The sequence below is a fragment of the Nonomuraea sp. NPDC003201 genome, assembly GCF_053590415.1.
On record NZ_JBSFTC010000017.1, the window covers coordinates 23080 to 40285 of the forward strand.

Consider the following 17206-nt stretch of genomic DNA (forward strand, 5'->3'; position numbering starts at 1 on the left):
CCCCTGAACGCAAAAAACCGCCCCTGCCTGCCGGGGTCTCGGCAGATCAGAGGCGGTCTGATGGTGTGGAGGTGGCGGGAATCGAACCCGCGTCCTTCAACCCCAAGTCAGGGCTTCTCCGGGCGCAGCCTGCTGTGCTTTTCTCAGCCCCGGCGATCACGCAGGCGAGTCGCCGACGGGCTCAGCCACTGTTAGATTTCCCGCTCTCCCCCGTGGCCGGGTCGAGCGGTTGAGCCTTCTAACGATGCCAGACACCGGGCCGAAGGCACTCCCGGGCTGACAGTGGTTTCGCTACTTAGGCAGCGAGGCCCAGGGAATCCTGGGCAGCCACAGTGCGCTTAGAATTGGCACTTGTTGTTTGCGGTCACAGGATTAACGAGGTTATGTCCGCAGTCCTCGGCCCGCTTCACCTGGCTTGCAAAGTCGAAGTCGAAGCCAGTCACCCCCTGTGCAGTTGTCAACACACCTCCGAAGAGGTGAGCAACAAGAATCTACAGGGAACAACGCCCCCAACGCCAACTTGATTCCCCATGACGAAACCCCCGGGAGCGCGGCTCAGCGGCTCGCGCTCCCGGGGGCCGACCGGCAGGGTCGAGCCGGTCCGGACGGCAGGACTTCCCCCGAGATGAAGTCCTGATCTCATCACGGCGACTGGATCCGCAACCCCCCGAGCGGGTCCAGTCACTCAGTAAGACGCAGCCGGACCCTCGAATGGTTGCTCAGCGTGACAACAATTTCACGGAGAGTTCCGGAGGGCCGAGAAGAAGCCGCCCGCGACCGCTCCGGCGTCGTGGTTGCGCGCCAGCACGGCGACCGCCACGTCCCCCTGCCAGCCCACGAACCACTTCAGCTGGTTGCCTGCCGTGGCCGTCACGCCGTAGACCCTGCCCTTGCCCGCCTGGGCGGGCGTGCCGGTGGCCCCGGCCGCCATCATCCGCTTCAGCGTCGCGAGGACCTTGGGGTCGACGGGTACGGGGGCGGGCTGCGGGGCCTGCGCGGCCTCCACCGTCGGGTCGGGCGACCTGGGGTCGGTGACCAGCACCGGCGGGCGCCAGGTGCCCGAGGCGACCGCCGCGGCCACCAGCGCCATGCCGAGCGGGCTGACCTCGACGTTCTGGCCCGCGATGGCCTTGGCCTTGTCGGCGTCGCCGGCCAGCTGCGGCACCGCGCCGCTGAACGACTTGAGCGGCAGCCGCCACGGCTGGCCCACGCCGAACGCCTTGGCGCTCCCGGACAGGTCGTCGGCCGTGACGCGGCGGGCCAGCGAGGCCAGCGCGGTGACGCAGCCCTTGGCGAAGTTTTCCTGGAAGGTGGCCGAGGGTGTGACCCCGGTGGGCTCCGCGGCCTGCACGAACTTGGCGCCGCCGACCGTGCGCTCGTCCGGGCAGGCCAGCCGCAGCTGCGGGCTGACGTCCTTCTTGAGCAGCGCGTTCGCGGCCACGATCGAGAACGCCGTGCCCGCGGGGAACCGGCCGGCCAGCGCGCCCATCTCCTGGTTCAGGTCCTTCTGCCGGGTCAGCTCACCCTGGGACCCGACCGCGAGGATCTGACCGGTGTCGCGCTGCACCGCCACCAGCAGGCTCGCCTCCGTGTCGCCCAGCGCCTGCTCGGCCGCCGCCTGGACGGACCGGTCGATGGTGGTCTTCACCGAGACGTTCTCCCGGCCCCGCCACTCCTTCAGCAGGGCGACCTGCTTGCCGGTCTTCAGGTCGAGCGTGATCACCTTGGTCTGCGTCGAACCGGTCAGGTAGTCCTGGTAGGCCTGCTGGAGGCCGCTCCTGCCGACCGAGTCACCGGCGCGCTCGGGCCCGCCGAGCTTCTGCTCGGTCTCGGGGGTGAGCGCGCTGACGCTGCCGACGATCTGCTGCGGCGGCTCGGGGTTGACCGGCTGGTCCTGCTGCACGGTCTCGATCCCGTCGATGGCGTCGAGCTTCGACTGCATCGTCTGGTAGCGCGAGCGGCCGAACGTGACCAGCGGCACGAACTTGTCGGGCGGCGACGACCTGATGCGGCTCAGCAGGCGGTCCTGCGCGTAGTCGGTGATCTTGGACAGCTTGGCGGCGACCTCTTCCGCCTTGTCGCCGAGCTTGGCCGGGTAGACGCCCGCGCTGTAGAACACGGTGTTGCCCTGCAGCGGCTCGCCCGTGCGGTCGACGATCGGCTTGCGCGGCCTCGGGTCGGTGTCGACGGCGAACCGCTGCCCCTCCTTGAGCTGCGGATGCAGCACCGAAGGCGACCAGCGCACCTTCCAGGTGCCGTCCACGAGGTGGAGCGGGAGCAGCCCGTCGTACTCCCAGAGGGGGTTGTTCTCCCCCAGGTCGACCTCGGCGCGGAAGTCGGCCTTCGCCTCCTCGCCCGTCATGCTGAGGCTCTTGATCTTGAAGCGGAAGGAGGCCGCGTCGAGCTCCAGCTTGGCGTCGGACAGCGTCTTGCGCACGGTGGCCTGATCGCCGTCGGTGCGGCCGGCGGCGAGCTCGTAGTCGCCCGACTGCCAGCCCACGAGGAAGTCCCGCACCGCGTCGTGCGGTGAGGGCTCCTCGAAGCAGCCGGTCAGGGTCGTGCTCGCGACCGCCAGGGTGGCGGCCGCGGAGAGGATGCGGCGAGCGCGTGTCATGGGGTGCGGTGCCGCCGTCTCATCGGTTGCGGTGCCGCAGGGCCCGGGCCATCTCCCGCTTCGCCTGCTGCTCCGCCAGCGACTGCCGCTTGTCCCAGTCTTTCTTGCCCCGGGCGAGCGCGATCTCGACCTTGGCCCTGCCGTCCTTGAAGTAGAGCGTCAGCGGCACGATCGTGAGCCCGCCCTCCTTCGTCTTGGCGGCGAGCTTGTCGATCTCCTTGCGGTGCAGCAGCAGCTTGCGCTTGCGGCGGGCGGCGTGGTTGGTCCACGTCCCCTGGGAGTATTCGGGGATGTGGACGTTGAGCAGCCACGCTTCGTCGCCGTCGATGCTGGCGTAGCCGTCGACGAGCGAGGCGCGGCCCTCACGCAGCGACTTCACCTCGGTGCCCTGGAGCACGAGACCCGCCTCGAACGTATCCTCGAGGAGGTAGTCGTGCCTGGCACGCTTGTTCTGGGCGATGACCTTACGCCCGGTCTCACGTGGCATGCTTCGACTTTACCGGCGATCCCTAGACCCTCAGGTAGCGGCGGAGCGTCACGAACGACGCCAGCACACAGATGACCACACCGATGACCATGGTGATGGTGATGGTCTGGGCCACATCGTTCCAGCCCAGCTGCGCGGTGGCGTCGCCCAGGTAGCGCCCGAGCTCCTCGAAGAGGAAGACCTTCGTGACGATCAGGATGACCGCCGCGAACACCCCGCCGATCAGGCCGGCGATGACGCCTTCCATGACGAACGGGAGCTGGATGTAGAGATTGGACGCGCCGACCAGGCGCATGATGCCCGTCTCTCTACGCCGGTTGAAGGCCGAGAGCCGTACCGTGTTGCCGATCAGCAGCGCCGCCGCCAGCACGAGGATGATGGCCACCGCGAGCGCGTAGAACGCCAGCTTGTCGAGCATCTCGAAGAACGGACCGACCAACTGGGCCTGGTCCAGCACCTGCGACACGCCCGGCTGCCCCTGAAGGGCCTGCACGACGGCCTTGTAGTTGTTGGGGTCTGCCACCTTGATGCGGAACGACTGCGGCATGTCCTCGACCTTGGCGGTGCTCACCAGGGCCTTGTTGGTCGCGTACAGCTTCTGGAAGTTCTGGTACGCCGCCGACTGGTCCTCGAAGAACACCTCCTTGACCCCGGGGGTGCCCTTGATCAGGGTGTTGAGGGCCTCCTTCTGGGCGTTGGAGACCTCCTTGCCCTTGCAGGACTCCATGGCCGAGCCCTTGGTGCACAAGAAGACCGAGACCTCGACCTTGTCGTCCCAGTAGCCCTTCATCATGCCGACCTGGGCGTTGATCATCAAGCCGACGCCCAGCATCGCCATGCCGACCGCCACGGTGATCACCACCGCGATCGTCATGGTCAGGTTGCGACGGAGGCCGATCCAGACCTCGGAGAAGATGAAATTCGCCCGCATGTTCTGTCTGCAGCTCCCTGTCAGTACGCCTGGCCGTACACGCCACGCGACTGGTCACGGACGATCTTGCCGTCCTCCAGCTCCACCACGCGCTTACGCATGGAGTCGACGATGGCCGCGTCGTGCGTGGCCATGACGACCGTGGTGCCAGTCCTGTTGATGCGGTCGAGCACCTTCATGATGCCGATGCTCGTCGCGGGGTCGATGTTGCCCGTGGGCTCGTCGGCCAGCAGGATCATCGGCCGGTTGACGAACGCGCGGGCCATGGCGACGCGCTGCTGCTCGCCGCCGGACAGCTCGTCGGGCATGCGGTGGGCCTTGCCTTCCAGGCCGACCAGCTCGATGACCTCGGGCACCACCTTGCGGATGAACCGCCGGGGCTTTCCGATGACCTCGAGGGCGAACGCCACGTTTTCGTAGACGTTCTTGTTCGGGAGCAGCCTGAAGTCCTGGAACACGCAGCCGATGCGGCGGCGCAGGTGCGGCACCTTGAAGTTGGAGAGGCGGGCCAGGTCCTTGCCGGCGACATGGATCGCACCGGAGTTGGGCCGCTCCTCCTTGAGGACCAGACGCAGGAACGTGGACTTGCCTGATCCCGAGGGACCGACGAGGAACACGAACTCGCCCTTGTCCACGTCTACGGACACGTGGTCGAGGGCGGGCCGGTTCTGGTTCGCGTAGACCTTGGTGACATTATCGAAATGGATCACGAGAGCATCACGGCATGCCAGTCTAGGGGTCAGGACGGAAGCGAGGGTGGCACATGCCCACTTCCCGCCACCGGCCGATCGGGTTACGCGGTCTTTACTGATGATCGACGTTCCGATTGGCCAGACGACAGTCTAGGGGGAAGACTGGCATGGAAAGTCCATAACGGAAACAAAACGATTGTGCGGCTAGACTTGGGGCTGTCATGAGTTGTGAACACCTCGTATGCGCGCAGTGCGCCCACCCTGTGATCGAGGGACGCTGCCCCACCTGCCGAGCCAGCAGGGAGCGGATGCACCAGCACGGCTTCGCCGGGCTGTCACCCGCTCTGATCGCCCTGCTGCTGCTCGTCCTGCTCTTCGTGAGCCTGGTGCTCAAGCACCTGAGCGGGCTCTAGTCGGCGGTCCCCGACTCCTGGCGGCGCATCCAGCGGATCTCGGACTCGATGAACTCATCGAGGTCGCCGTCGAGCACTGCCGTCGGGTTGCCCGCCTCGGTGGCCGTGCGTAGATCCTTCACGATCTGGTACGGGTGCAGCACGTAGTTGCGGATCTGCGTGCCCCAGGACGTTGTGGTGGCGCCGCGCAGCTCCGACATCTTCTCCGCCTCCTCCTGCCGCTTACGCTCCAGCAGCTTGGCCTGGAGGACGTTCATGGCGGTGGCGCGGTTCTGGAGCTGCGAGCGCTCGTTCTGGCAGGAGACGACGATGCCGCTCGGGAGGTGCGTGATGCGCACCGCCGAGTCGGTCGTGTTGACCCCCTGGCCGCCCGGGCCGCTCGACCGGTAGACGTCGACGCGGATCTCGTCCTCGTTGATGTCGATGTGGTCGGTCTGCTCGACGACCGGCACGACGTCGACCCCGGCGAACGAGGTCTGCCTGCGGCCCTGGTTGTCGAACGGGCTGATGCGGACCAGCCGGTGGGTGCCGTGCTCGCCACGGAGCGTGCCGTACGCGTAGGGCGCCTTGATCGTGAACGTGGCCGACTTGATGCCGGCCTCCTCCGCGTAGGAGGTGTCGTAGACCTCGGTCGAGTAGCCCTTGCGCTCGGCCCAGCGCAGGTACATGCGCAGCAGCATCTCGGCCCAGTCGGCGGCGTCGACCCCGCCCGCCTGGGAGTTGATCGTGACGAGCGCCTCGCGGGCGTCGTACTCGCCCGAGAGCAGCGTGCGCACCTCTAGAGCCCCGATGTCGGACTTGAGCGTCTCAAGCTCCTTGTCGGCCTCGGCGCGCGTGTCGTCGTCGCCCTCCTCGGCCGCCAGCTCGTAGAGCACGTTGAGATCGTCGAGGCGGCGCGCGACGCCCTCGACACGGTTGAGCTCACCCTGGAGGTGCGAGAGCTTGCTGGTGACCTTCTGCGCCTGGTCGGGGTCGTCCCACAGGTCCGGTGCGGCAACCTGCTGCTCCAGCTCCTCGATCTGCTTGCGCATCGCGTCGAGGTCGAGCACGTCCTGGATGCTGCGGAGCGTGCCCGCGAGCTCGTTGATCTCTTCTGCCGGATCGATGCCTGCCACGTCTCCCAAGCCTACTTCCCCCGGAGGGCTGTGCCCCCCATCCCGCCCACGTCGTCAAAAGGCGGCTTCTGTTCGGGCACCGGAGGGCCCGTCGCCCCGCGGTCGCGAATAACATGGCGAGGTGCGTGCATACGGTCGGCGGAAGGTGCTGGCGCTCGCCGCCGGCGTACTGGCCGCGGCGACCGCCTGCACGGGCAATGCTCCGGCCGAGCCGTCCAAGGCGGCCGCGACCTCGTCGGCGTCCCCGTCCCCCTCTCCCTCCGCGCGCGCGACGGCCGTCACGCAGGCCGAGGCCGCGGAGGAGTTCTCCAAGTTCACGGCCACCGACGACACGCTGCGGGCTCCGAGCGAGTTCCAGGGACGCCTGGACATGGAGCTGAAGGACGTCGTGACGGGCGGGCAGTTGCCGATCACCGCGGCGGCGTTCCTGTCTCATGACTTCGCGCCGCCCCGCTACAGGTGGGGGCCACCGAAGCTGTTCGTGCCGAGGTTCGCGCCGACGGAGCAGGCGCCCTGGTTCAGCGTGCTGGCGACCCGCGACGGCAGCCCGACCCTGCTGACGTTCGCCAAGTCCCCCGACCGGTGGCGGCTCAGCTCCGCGGCCGAGCTCCTGCCCAGGCAGGAGGTGCCGGAGATCCAGCTCGACGCCGACGGCTACGCGACCGCGGTGGCGCCCGACGACAAGTCGGTCACGATCAGCCCGCAGTTCATGGGTCCGGTGCACGCCAGCGTGGCCGAGACCGGGTCCGCGGGGGTCACGGCGGGGCTGCTGGCGGCGGGCCCGTACACGACGGACGTGGCCGAGCAGATCGCCAGCCTCCGGGAGAAGTCGAAGAACGACGGGTTCAGCTACGACTCGATCTTCAGCGCCGACAACTATCCGGTCTACGCGCTGCGCACCAAGGACGGCGGGGCGTTGATCCAATACTCACTCACCCGCACGACGTCCACGACGACGAAGACGGCCGAGGACGACTACATCCCCGTGCCGGAGCAGGCGCAGTGGGCCATCACCACGCCGGTGCTGCGGCGCTCGCTCAAGCTGATCGAGACGCACCAGTACGCCACCGTGGTGCCTCCGCTGAAGGCCCCTGCCGCCGCCGACGTCATCGCCCACGACGGAACCCTGACACGCGCCTCGGGCCAGTAGCAACTTAGGTTGACTAATTCGCAGGTAGGCAACTATGGTTGCTTGCATGCCGGCCGACATTCCCGAACCCCAGGAGCCCGCTGACGCGCTGGCGGCCGTGGTCGCACTGCGGCGCCTGGCCGATCAGCTGGAGGACGCCGCCGTCGAGCAGGCGATGCGGGCCGGCTGGAGCTGGCCGCAGGTCGCCGAGGCGCTCGGAGTCACCCGTCAAGCGGTGCACAAGAAGCACGTCAAGCGGCTCATCGCCGCCGGCGTCACGCTGAGGAGACGACAGTGAGCGCGATCGACCACTACATCCAGGCCGTCATCCTGCACGGCCAGACCGAGGCCAGGCAGGACGGGTCCGCCGCGATAGAGGCGCACCACCTGCTCCTCGGCATCGCCGCCCAGGAGGGCACCGCCGCCCGCGAGGTCCTGACCTCGGCGGGGCTGGACCGCCAGGCGATCCGCGACGCGCTGGACCGGGAGTTCGAGCACAGCCTGGGCACGGCCGGGGTGTCGGCCGCCTCGTTCGGCCTCCCGGCGCCGACCCCCGACCCGGACCGCCGCCTGGACCTGGGGGCCTCGGGGCGGCTCTGCCTCGAACGCGGCTTCGCCTCCGCCACGGGCAAGAAGGACCTCAGACCCGGCCACCTGGTGCTCGGGATCCTGGAGGCCGAGGTCGGCACCGTGCCCCGAGCGCTCACCCTGGCAGGGGTGGACCGGGCCGCGCTGGCGACCCGCCTGCGGGAGGTACTGGCGGACGGGAGCTGGTGACCCCCTGGAGCGCCCTGGAAGGCGCCCCACGCCACGCGGCGCTCCGGCCGCACCACCGGGGCACGGCCAGGCGCGGGCCGCCGTAGGCACAGCGGCCGGGCCGCCGTAGGCACAGCGGCCGGGCCGCCGTACGCACGGCGGCCGGGCCGGGCTGTTGTAAGACAGCGGCCGGGCTACGCCTCCGTGTGCGGGAGGTTGCTGGCCGCCACCAGGGTGCGGATCGCCCGCAGCGCGACCGACAGGGTGGCCAGGTCGAAGTGGTCGCTCTCCCAGATCTCCGAGAGCGTCTGCCGCGCCCTGGAGACCGCCGCCGAGTTGGCCTCCGTCCACCGGGCCAGCCGCTCCTCCGGCGGCAGCCCCGGCGTGCTGTGGGCCAGCACGTCGCGGGTCAGCGAGGCGTGCGCGGCGTAGAGGTCGTCGCGCAGGGCGGAGCGGGCCATCGAGTTCCAGCGGTTGTCCCGGGGCAGTGCGATGATGCGCTCCCGGAGGCGGGCCAGCTGGAGCCGGTCCGCCAGGTCGAAGTAGACCTCCGCCACCTCGGCGACCGGGCGGCCCGTCAGCGACGCCACCTCCACCAGGTCCAGCATGGAGTACGCGGGCACCATGGCGGCCGCCCGCTCGGCCAGCTCCAGCGGCACCCCCCTGGCCACGAACGAGTCGCGGCGCTCCTCGTAGGCGGCCAGGTCGGGCCCGGTCAGCAGCTTGGGGATGTGGGTCAGCAGGCCGTTGACGCCCTTCACGAAGAAGGCGACCGAGCCTGCCAGGTCCAGCGGCGGGCGGCGGTTGACCAGCAGCCAGCGGGTGCCGCGCTCGGCCAGCTTGCGGGCCTCCAGCAGCATGGCGATCTGGGTGGCCGTGTCGACCTTGTTGTCCAGCGCCTCCACGGCCCGGTGGAAGCTGGGCAGGTCGAACACCTCGCGCGCCACGAGGTAGGCACGCACGATGTCGGGGGTCGAGGCCCCGGTCTCCTCCCCGAAGCGGTACATGAACGTGGTGCCCATGGAGTTGACCAGCTCGTTCACCACGCAGGTGGTGATGATCTCGCGCCGCAGCGGGTGGGCGTCCATGTAGGGGCGGAAGCGCTCGCGCAGCGCGGACGGGAAGTACGACACCAGCCACGAGGCCAGGTAGGGGTCGTCGGGCAGGTCGGAGCCCAGCAGCTCGGCGTCGGCGACCAGCTTGGTGTAGGCCAGCAGGACGGAGAACTCGGGCGCGGTCAGGCCGAGCCTGGCCTGGCGGCGCTCGGCCAGCGTCTTGTCCGAGGGCAGGAACTCCAGCTCCCGGTTGACCAGGCCGTCCCGTTCCAGGCGGCGCAGGTAGCGGGAGTGGATGTGGAGCATCTCGACGGCCTGGGTGCGGGCCGCGGCGAGGACCACGTTCTGCGCGTAGTTGTCACGCAGCACCAGGTCGGCGACCTCGTCGGTCATCGAGGTGAAGACCTGGTTGCGCTGCTTGTCGGTCAGCTCGCCGTCGCGGACGACCTGGTCGAGCAGGATCTTGATGTTCACCTCGTGGTCGGAGGTGTCGACCCCGGCCGAGTTGTCGATGAAGTCGGTGTTGACCAGCCCGCCGTTCAGCGCGAACTCGATGCGGGCGAGCTGGGTGAACCCCAGGTTGCCGCCCTCGCCGATGACCTTGCAGCGCAGGTCCGCGGCGTTGACCCGCAGCCCGTCGTTGGCCTTGTCGCCCACGTCCGCGTTGGACTCGGAGCCGGCCTTGACGTAGGTGCCGATGCCGCCGTTCCACAGCAGGTCGACGGGGGCCCGCAGGATGGCGCTGATCAGGTCGTTGGGGGCCAGGGAGGTGACCCCGGCGGGGATGCCGAGCGCCTCGCGCATCTGCGGCGTGATGTGGATGGACTTGGCCGTACGGGGGAAGATGCCGCCGCCGGCCGAGATCAGCTTGGCGTCGTAGTCCTCCCAGGAGCTGCGCGGCAGCTCGAAGAGGCGCTGCCGCTCCGCGTACGAGGCGGCCGCGTCGGGCGAGGGGTCGACGAAGATGTGCCGGTGGTCGAAGGCGGCCACCAGCCGGATGTGGCGGGACAGCAGCATGCCGTTGCCGAACACGTCGCCGGACATGTCGCCGATGCCGGCCACCGTGAAGTCGGTGCTCTGCACGTCCAGGCCCGTGGTCCGGAAGTGGTACTTGACCGACTCCCAGGCGCCGCGGGCGGTGATGCCCATGGCCTTGTGGTCGTAGCCGATCGAGCCGCCGGAGGCGAACGCGTCGCCCAGCCAGAAGCCGTACTCCTTGGCCACGCTGTTGGCGATGTCGGAGAAGGTCGCGGTGCCCTTGTCGGCGGCGACCACGAGGTAGGTGTCGTCGCCGTCGTGCCTGACCACGTCGGGCGGCGGCACGACCTTGCCGTCCACGAGGTTGTCGGTCACGTCGAGCAGGCCGGAGATGAACGTCCGGTAGCAGGCGACGCCTTCGACGAGCATCTCCTCCCGCGTTCCGGACACAGGCGGCTGTTTAACGACAAATCCACCTTTAGACCCAGTGGGGACGATGACGGTGTTTTTCACCATCTGCGCCTTTACCAGGCCGAGAATCTCCGTACGGAAGTCCTCCATCCGGTCCGACCACCGCAGCCCGCCCCGCGCCACTTTCCCGAAGCGCAGATGCACGCCCTCGACCCGCGGCGAATAGATGAATATTTCGTACTTCGGCCGCGGCAGCGGCAGCACGCTGATCGCCTGCGGGTCGAACTTGAGAGATATGTACGGTTTGCGGTGTCCATCGACCGTTTGGAAGTAATTCGTGCGCAATGTCGCCTGAATCATCTCCAGGTACGCCCGCAGGATCCGGTCCTCGTCCAGCGAGGCCACCTCGTCGAGCGCGCCCAGGATCTCCTCGTTGAGCGCGTCGGCGAGATCGAGCCGCACGTCCTCGCCGCGCCGCGGATCGAGCTTGGCCTCGAAGAAGCTCACCAGCAGCCGCGCCAGCCGCACGTTCCCGGCCAGCACCCGCTCCATGTAGGTCTGCGAGAACGTGCCCCCGGCCTGGCGCAGGTACTTGGCGTACACCCGGAGGATCTCGACCTGCTCCCAGGTCAGCCCGGCGCTCAGGATGAGCGAGTTGAGGTCGTCGGCCTCGACCTGCCCCTTCCAGAGGGCGCTTAGCCCGTCCTGGAACAGCCGCTTGAAGTCGTCCCTGCCGACCTCCTCCGTCGGCGTGTACCGCAGGCCGAAGTCGTAGATCCAGGCGTTCTTGGTGTTGGGGTCGTTGTCGCGGTCGATCTCGTACGGCCGCTCGTCCACGACCTCGACGCCGAGCCGCTGGATCAGCGGCAGCGCCTCGGAGAGCGAGATGGGCGAGCCGACCTTGTAGATCTTGAGCCGCCGCTCCCCCTCGGCCGCGTCGTACGGCTCGTAGAGGTTGATGTCCACCTCCGCGCCGTCGCCCACGGCCACGAGGTCCTCCAGGCGGCGCAGGTCCACGACGGCCACCTTGGGCGGGAAGTCCGCCTTGTAACCCTCGGGGAACGCGGAGGCGTACCGCCTGATGAGCGCGGGCGCCTCGTCCTCGGCGGTCCTCCGCCCCAGCTCGGTGGCCAGGTCGTCCTCCCAGGAGCGGGTCAGGGCGGCCAGCCGCGCCTCCAGCTCCTCCACGTCCACGCTCGGCGGCGGGAGCTGCTTGCCCCGCTCGCCCCGCACGACCACGTGCAGCCGGGCCAGCACCGACTCGCCGATCATCGCGCTGTAGTCGAGCGACTTGCCGCCCAGAGCCTTCAGCAGCACCTCCTGCATCTTCAGCCGCACCTTGGTGGTGTAGCGGTCGCGCGGCAGGTAGATCAGGCAGGAGATGTAGCGGCCGTAGTCGTCGCGGCGCAGGAAGAGCTTGACCTGCTTGCGCTCGCGCAGCCGCAGCACGCCCAGCGCGATCGGCAGGAGCTGGTCGATCGAGGTCTGGAAGAGCTCGTCGCGGGGGAACGTCTCGAGGATCTCGATCAGGTCCTTGCCGTCGTGGCTGTCGGGCGCCAGCCCGGCCCTGTCCAGCACCTCCGCCAGCTTCCGGCGGAGCACGGGGATCCTGGAGATCGACTCGTTGTAGGCCACGTGCGTGAACAGGCCCAGGAAGCGCCGCTCGCCGATCACCTCGCCCTCGGACGAGAAGATCTTGACGCCGATGTAGTCGAGGTAGGTCGCCCGGTGGACCGTGGCCCTCGAGTTGGCCTTGGTGGTGATCACGAGCTGCTTATCGCGCGCCTTGGCGCGCACCTCGGCGGGCAGCGCCGAGAAGCTCTCCGAGCCGACCTTGTCGTCGCGCAGGATGCCCAGCGCCGCGCCCGGCAGCGCCCGCAGCGTCTCGCCCTCGTCGGTGTGCTCGAGCCGGTACTCGCGGTAGCCCAGGAAGGTGAAGTGCCCGTCGGCGAGCCAGCGCAGCAGGTCGATACTGTCCTCGACCTCCGCGGGCTCCAGCGGCGGCGGGCTCATGCCCAGGTCCTCGGCGGTCTGTACGGCCAGCGCCCGCATCTTCCTGAAGTCCTCGACCGCGTGGCGCACGTCGGTGAGCACCCGCTGCAGGTCGGCCTCGAGCTCCTTGAGCGCCTCGGGGTCGGCCTGCCGGTCGACCTCGATGTGCATCCACGACTCGACCAGCATCTGGCCGGTGACGTCCTCCTGGCCGCGGCCGAGCATCCGGCCCGTCATGTCGCGACGCACCCGCATCTGGGGGTGGACCAGCAGGTGGATGCCCAGGTCGTGGCGGTCGAGCTCCATCGTCACGGAGTCGACGAGGAACGGCATGTCGTCCGTGACCACCTCGACGACCGAGTGGCCCGGGTCCCAGCCGTGCTCGTCCAGCGTGGGGGTGTAGGCGCGGACGACCGCCCGGCCCTGGGGGCGGACCTCGGCCAGCTGCCGCTGCGACATCGCGGGGCCGTACACGTCAACGGGGTTGCGGTCGAGCAGGTCCTCCGGCGCGACGTGCCGGTAGTAGAACCGGAGGAAGGACAGGGCCTCCTCGGGGCCCACATGTTCGCTGCTCGCCGCGCAACTTTCCGCGGCTCGCTGGAGCAGCTCGTCCTTGGCCTCGTCGAGGGGCATTTCGGTCTCACTCCTTTGTGAGGGTTTGCCAAAGCTGTTCATAGCCAGGCCCTTAGCTCCCACAGCAGCGGGAAGTAGTGCAAACGCGTTCTGCCGCGTAGATAGGGGGCGCCTGTCGAGCCGCCGGTGCCCGACTTGGTGCCGATTTGGCGTTCGACCATCTGGACATGACGCGTCCGCCACTGCGCGGCGGTCGCGTCGTGCGTCAGCAGGTCTTCGGCCAGTTGCCACAGGTCGTCGTACGACCCGCGGTCCCTCGCCACGGCCAGCAGCGAGCCCATGATCTCGTCGTCGGAGACCGGCAGGCCACGCTGGGAGAGGGCGGTGAGGTAAGCATCCCACAGCGTGGGCTCCTCCAGCCTGCGGCGCAGCCGTGCGAGCTCCGTGTCGCTGGCGTGCCTGAAGCTGCCGAGATAGCGCTCGTCCTTCAGCCCGGACAGGAACTCCAGCTCCCGGAACTGCACCGACTGGAAGCCGCTGGCGGGCGCCAGCTTCTCCCGGAACATGAGGAAGTCCTGGGGCGTCATCGTCTCCAGCACGTCCACCTGCTCGATCAGCACCTTCTCGACCGCGTGCACCCGTCGGAACAGGTGCCTGGCCCGCCAGAGCTCGCCGGCGAACATGGCCTCGCGGGCGTTCTCCAGCTCGTGGAGCAGCAGCTTGAACCACAGCTCGTAGACCTGGTGGATGGTGATGAAGAGCAGCTCGTCGGGCGCTTCCGACTGCGGCCGTTGCTGTGCGAGAAGCGCGGGCAGGCGAAGATAGCCGCCGTACGACAGCCGGCCGCCTTCCTCGCCGAACCGCCGATGCGGGGGAACGGGCGCATCTCCGTCGATGCCCACCGAACACCTCCCCCTGACCGTCCGGTCACGCTACACCGGACGCAACGCCTCGCCGTACCGATACCACCCGAAAAGGGCACAGACGTCAACGTACAGACGTCAGCGTGACATCGACCTCGGGGGGTCGTCTTCGGAGGCTGCGGGAGCGTTCTTGAGCTCGTCGAGCTCTTCCGGAAGCTCGGCAAGCTCAATCAGCTCCGCCTGGCATCTCTCACACGTATCGAGGTGGCGTTCGAAGGCCTCGTGCTCGTCCTCATCGAGGACTCCGAGGACATAGGCAGCCACCTCGTCATGCATCAGCCGGCTACCCCCTTGTCCCGCAGCAGTTCGCGGAGAGCCCGGATCCCGTAATAGAGCCGGGACTTCACCGTGCCCGGAGGTATCCCCAGTATCTCCGCCGCTTCACTAATCGTACGGTCTCGGAGGTAGGTCTGCTCTATGACTTCGCGGTGTTCTTCAGAGAGGCTGCGAAGGGCGTCGGCGACGACCATCCGCGACAGAGCTCGCTCCGAGCCGTCGGGTACGGCCATCATGTCGACTTCGGGCGGCTCGACCTCTTGAGGCCGGACGCTCTTCCGTCGACGTCCATCGATAACGATGCGGCGGGCTACCGTCAGTAGCCACGCCCATATAAGGCTTGGTTCCCACTGCAGTCTTGCCGAGTTTTTCCAGGCTCGGACGAGCGTCTCCTGCACCACGTCTTCGGCCCATTGAAGGTCGTTACCTGTCGATTTGCGTACGTGGCGCAGCAGAGGGCCGCCGAACTCCTGGTAAAGCACCGCGATGCGATGCTCCGCCTCGGCATCCGCACTCTCGAACCTGCCGTCGAGGTGACCTAGCACGGGGCACATCTTTACACCTTCGTTATCTCAGCGGTAGCCACTCCGATAACTCCAGTCATTTCTAACTATCTCCGGCCATGTGCTGAACCAAGCCCGAGAGACCCGCGTACCTCCGACCATGCACAGGCTTTTGCGCGGTGGCGAGCTGTTCATGCTCGGTGGCTTCGTCGTGGCGGCCGCGGTGACGATCGTGCTGGTCATGCCACCTTCGATCGATCCCGCCGCCACTGCGGCGACCCAGACATCATCGGGGCCCGTCACGGCCGCCGACCGTGACCTGCTCATCAAAGTGCGGCAGGCCGGTCTCTGGGAGATGCCCGCGGGCGACTATGCCCAGACCCGCGCCGAGTCCCAGCGCGTCAAGGAAGTCGGCAGGCTGATCATGCAGGACCACCAGAGGCTGGACCTGCTGACCCGGCAAACCGCCAAGAAGCTCGGTGTGGCACTGCCCAGCGAGCCCAACGCCGATCAGCAGAGCTGGATGGCCCAGCTCGCTGCGGAGCGCGGACCCGCCTTCGACCAGGACTTCGCGAACCTGTTGCGTGCCGCGCACGGCAAGGTCTTCACCGTCGTGGCGGCTGTACGGGCCGGTACGCGCAACGCGGAGATCAGGAAGTTCGCCCAGGAAGGCATCAACTTCGTCATGCGCCACATGACGCTCCTGGAGTCCACCGGCCTGGTCGATCACACGCAGTTGCCCGAGCCTCCGACGCCCTCACCAGCTCCACCCGTCGCGATGGCGGTTGAAAAGAGGAGAGACGCATGACGAGATCTAGACGCATGGCCTCGGCCGTGTCCGCATTGGCCGTGGTGGCCGGCGGATTGGTGTCCGCGGCCGTCATCGGCGTCGGCCCCGCGCGCGCCGACCACTGCGACCCGGCAAAGGCCTCCCAGGAGCAGCAGCAGGGTCAGCGGAACCGGAACAACAACCAGAACCAGAACCAGGACCAGCAACAAGATCAAGATCAGCAGGGACAGGATCAGAACCAGCAGGACCAGAACCAGAACCAGGATCAGAACGGGCAGAACCAAGACCAGAACAACAACCAGCAGGATCAGAACAACAACCAGCAGAACGGCCAGCAGCAGAACAACCAGCAGCAGGGCCAGCAGCAGGACCAGAACGGCGACCAGCAGCAGAACGCCGACCAGCAGGGCCAGGGCGGCGGGCGCGCCGTGCTCGACCCGGCCCAGAACCCCGACGCCCAGAACCCCGACGCCCAGAACCCTGACGCCCAGAACCCCGACCCGGAGCAGACCGCCGAGACGTTCGGCCGCCGCAACCGGCCGACCAGGAACCCCGGCCAGGGCAACAACGGCAACAACGGTAATAACGGGAACAATGGCAACAACGGGAACAACGGCAACGGAAGCGCCTCCCCCAGCCCGTCCCCCACGGCGTCCGAGGAGCACAACGAGAACGAATGCGCCGACCTGGGCCCGTTCGTCCAGGACTTCGTCGACATCCGCCAGGTAGCGCCGCGTCAGCTTGACGCCCGCATCGGCAGGGGCGGCTCGCGCGGCACCTTCGTCTCCGCCTGCGGGACGAACCGCAACGGCCACAACAACCCGGACAACTTCATCGTCGCCCCCGGCGTGAGCAACGGAGCCCACCACCTCCACGACTACGTGGGCAACCTGTCAACGGACGGCTTCTCCACGGACGAGAGCCTCGCCGCCGCGGGCACCACGTGCCGGTTGGGCGATAAATCCACCTACTTCTGGCCGGTCCTCAGAGACCGCAAGGTGGACGTGAACACTCAGGACGCGGACGGCAACGTCGGCCAGGTGCTGCGTGCACGCTCCGTGACGCTCCAGTTCCGCGGCAACGCCAGCTCCCAGGTCGTCGCGATGCCGAGGTTCCTCAGGCTGATCACCGGTGACGCCAAGGCCGCCACCAACGGCGCCGGCAACGCCAGGGCCGCCTGGAGCTGCACGGGATTCCAAAACCGCATAAGTCCCGACAAATATCCGCTTTGCCCGCGCGGCAGCCAAGTCGTTCGTATTCTGGACTTCCCTAGCTGCTGGGACGGCCAGAACACTGACAGCGCCAATCACCGAACGCACGTGGTCTTCCCTGGACAGGGTGGCGCCTGCCCGCAAGGAACCAAGGCGGTGCCGGCTTTGCGCATGACCCTCACGTACACCGTGCCGCAAGGCCCGTCATTCGCCGTGGACGCCTTCCCTGAACAGAAGCACAACCCCATCACCGACCACGCTGACTTCGCGAACGTGATGCCCGACCGGCTGATGCAGTTCGTCGTCTCTTGCATCAACCGGGGCCGCCGATGCTGATCTGAAAGCCCTCGCGGGCTA

The 17206-nt window shown here is 68.1% G+C and carries 14 protein-coding genes and 1 other RNA gene; 5 read left to right on the forward strand and 10 right to left on the reverse strand.

The window, feature by feature from the left end; translation table 11 throughout:
• Positions 1-63: 63 nt before the first annotated feature.
• The 6 genes from ssrA to prfB all read right to left on the reverse strand — a co-directional run bounded on the left by ssrA (position 64) and on the right by prfB (position 6252).
• Positions 64-447, reverse strand: a transfer-messenger RNA (tmRNA) gene (gene ssrA / locus ACWDX9_RS09890).
• Positions 448-736: 289 nt separating this feature from the next.
• Positions 737-2614: a penicillin-binding transpeptidase domain-containing protein gene (locus ACWDX9_RS09895; RefSeq protein ID WP_449951235.1), complete on the reverse strand. Its 1878-nt coding sequence runs from the start codon at positions 2612-2614 to the stop codon at positions 737-739.
• A 19-nt stretch (positions 2615-2633) separates the two neighbouring features.
• Complete coding sequence (gene smpB, locus ACWDX9_RS09900; RefSeq protein ID WP_350728456.1) at positions 2634-3101, reverse strand: SsrA-binding protein SmpB; 468 nt, start codon at positions 3099-3101, stop codon at positions 2634-2636.
• Positions 3102-3123: 22 nt separating this feature from the next.
• On the reverse strand, positions 3124-4032 hold the full coding sequence (gene ftsX / locus ACWDX9_RS09905) for a permease-like cell division protein FtsX (protein WP_355190861.1): 909 nt from the start codon (positions 4030-4032) through the stop codon (positions 3124-3126).
• A gap of 20 nt (positions 4033-4052) precedes the next feature.
• Positions 4053-4742: a cell division ATP-binding protein FtsE gene (gene ftsE / locus ACWDX9_RS09910; protein WP_020541427.1), complete on the reverse strand. Its 690-nt coding sequence runs from the start codon at positions 4740-4742 to the stop codon at positions 4053-4055.
• A 391-nt stretch (positions 4743-5133) separates the two neighbouring features.
• Complete coding sequence (gene prfB / locus ACWDX9_RS09915; protein WP_449951238.1) at positions 5134-6252, reverse strand: peptide chain release factor 2; 1119 nt, start codon at positions 6250-6252, stop codon at positions 5134-5136.
• Positions 6253-6373: 121 nt separating this feature from the next.
• Between prfB and ACWDX9_RS09920 the strand changes: the two genes are divergently transcribed.
• From ACWDX9_RS09920 to ACWDX9_RS09930, 3 genes are read left to right on the forward strand one after another with little or no spacing between them, the layout of a single operon-like run.
• Positions 6374-7402, forward strand: coding sequence for a hypothetical protein (locus ACWDX9_RS09920; protein ID WP_449951240.1), 1029 nt, complete (start codon positions 6374-6376; stop codon positions 7400-7402).
• Positions 7403-7448: 46 nt separating this feature from the next.
• On the forward strand, positions 7449-7679 hold the full coding sequence (locus tag ACWDX9_RS09925) for a hypothetical protein (protein WP_350728452.1): 231 nt from the start codon (positions 7449-7451) through the stop codon (positions 7677-7679).
• The gene (locus tag ACWDX9_RS09930) at positions 7676-8158 is read left to right on the forward strand and encodes a Clp protease N-terminal domain-containing protein (protein ID WP_449951242.1); all 483 of its coding nucleotides are present in this window, start codon (positions 7676-7678) and stop codon (positions 8156-8158) included. The genes ACWDX9_RS09925 and ACWDX9_RS09930 overlap by 4 nt, the downstream gene beginning before the upstream one ends.
• Positions 8159-8331: 173 nt before the next feature.
• Here the strand turns inward: ACWDX9_RS09930 and ACWDX9_RS09935 are convergent, their stop codons facing one another.
• The 4 genes from ACWDX9_RS09935 to ACWDX9_RS09950 form a co-directional block, all read right to left on the reverse strand.
• Complete coding sequence (locus ACWDX9_RS09935) at positions 8332-13206, reverse strand: NAD-glutamate dehydrogenase (protein WP_449951245.1); 4875 nt, start codon at positions 13204-13206, stop codon at positions 8332-8334.
• A 38-nt stretch (positions 13207-13244) separates the two neighbouring features.
• Entirely contained in the window at positions 13245-14048 is an 804-nt protein-coding gene (locus ACWDX9_RS09940) for a tryptophan 2,3-dioxygenase (protein ID WP_449951248.1), read from the reverse strand.
• Between the two features lie 99 nt (positions 14049-14147).
• Positions 14148-14345: a zf-HC2 domain-containing protein gene (locus ACWDX9_RS09945; RefSeq protein ID WP_185071038.1), complete on the reverse strand. Its 198-nt coding sequence runs from the start codon at positions 14343-14345 to the stop codon at positions 14148-14150.
• On the reverse strand, positions 14345-14890 hold the full coding sequence (locus ACWDX9_RS09950; protein WP_185071037.1) for a sigma-70 family RNA polymerase sigma factor: 546 nt from the start codon (positions 14888-14890) through the stop codon (positions 14345-14347). The genes ACWDX9_RS09945 and ACWDX9_RS09950 overlap by 1 nt, the downstream gene beginning before the upstream one ends.
• 118 nt (positions 14891-15008) lie before the next feature.
• Between ACWDX9_RS09950 and ACWDX9_RS09955 the strand changes: the two genes are divergently transcribed.
• Positions 15009-15656, forward strand: a complete 648-nt coding sequence (locus ACWDX9_RS09955; protein ID WP_449951252.1) for a DUF4142 domain-containing protein — start codon at positions 15009-15011, stop codon at positions 15654-15656.
• Positions 15657-15670: 14 nt separating this feature from the next.
• Positions 15671-17185, forward strand: a complete 1515-nt coding sequence (locus tag ACWDX9_RS09960; RefSeq protein ID WP_449951255.1) for a DUF1996 domain-containing protein — start codon at positions 15671-15673, stop codon at positions 17183-17185.
• The last annotated feature ends 21 nt before the right edge of the window (positions 17186-17206 follow it).

Bases quoted from the DNA above. Each gene is read 5' to 3' on its own strand.
- ftsX (WP_355190861.1), bottom strand. From the start codon at position 4,032: ATGCGGGCGAATTTCATCTTCTCCGAGGTCTGGATCGGCCTCCGTCGC.
- ACWDX9_RS09960 (WP_449951255.1), top strand. From the start codon at position 15,671: ATGGCCTCGGCCGTGTCCGCATTGGCCGTGGTGGCCGGCGGATTGGTG.
- ACWDX9_RS09895 (WP_449951235.1), bottom strand. From the start codon at position 2,614: ATGACACGCGCTCGCCGCATCCTCTCCGCGGCCGCCACCCTGGCGGTC.
- ACWDX9_RS09955 (WP_449951252.1), top strand. From the start codon at position 15,009: ATGCACAGGCTTTTGCGCGGTGGCGAGCTGTTCATGCTCGGTGGCTTC.
- smpB (WP_350728456.1), bottom strand. From the start codon at position 3,101: ATGCCACGTGAGACCGGGCGTAAGGTCATCGCCCAGAACAAGCGTGCC.
- ACWDX9_RS09925 (WP_350728452.1), top strand. From the start codon at position 7,449: ATGCCGGCCGACATTCCCGAACCCCAGGAGCCCGCTGACGCGCTGGCG.
- ACWDX9_RS09945 (WP_185071038.1), bottom strand. From the start codon at position 14,345: ATGCATGACGAGGTGGCTGCCTATGTCCTCGGAGTCCTCGATGAGGAC.
- ACWDX9_RS09935 (WP_449951245.1), bottom strand. From the start codon at position 13,206: ATGCCCCTCGACGAGGCCAAGGACGAGCTGCTCCAGCGAGCCGCGGAA.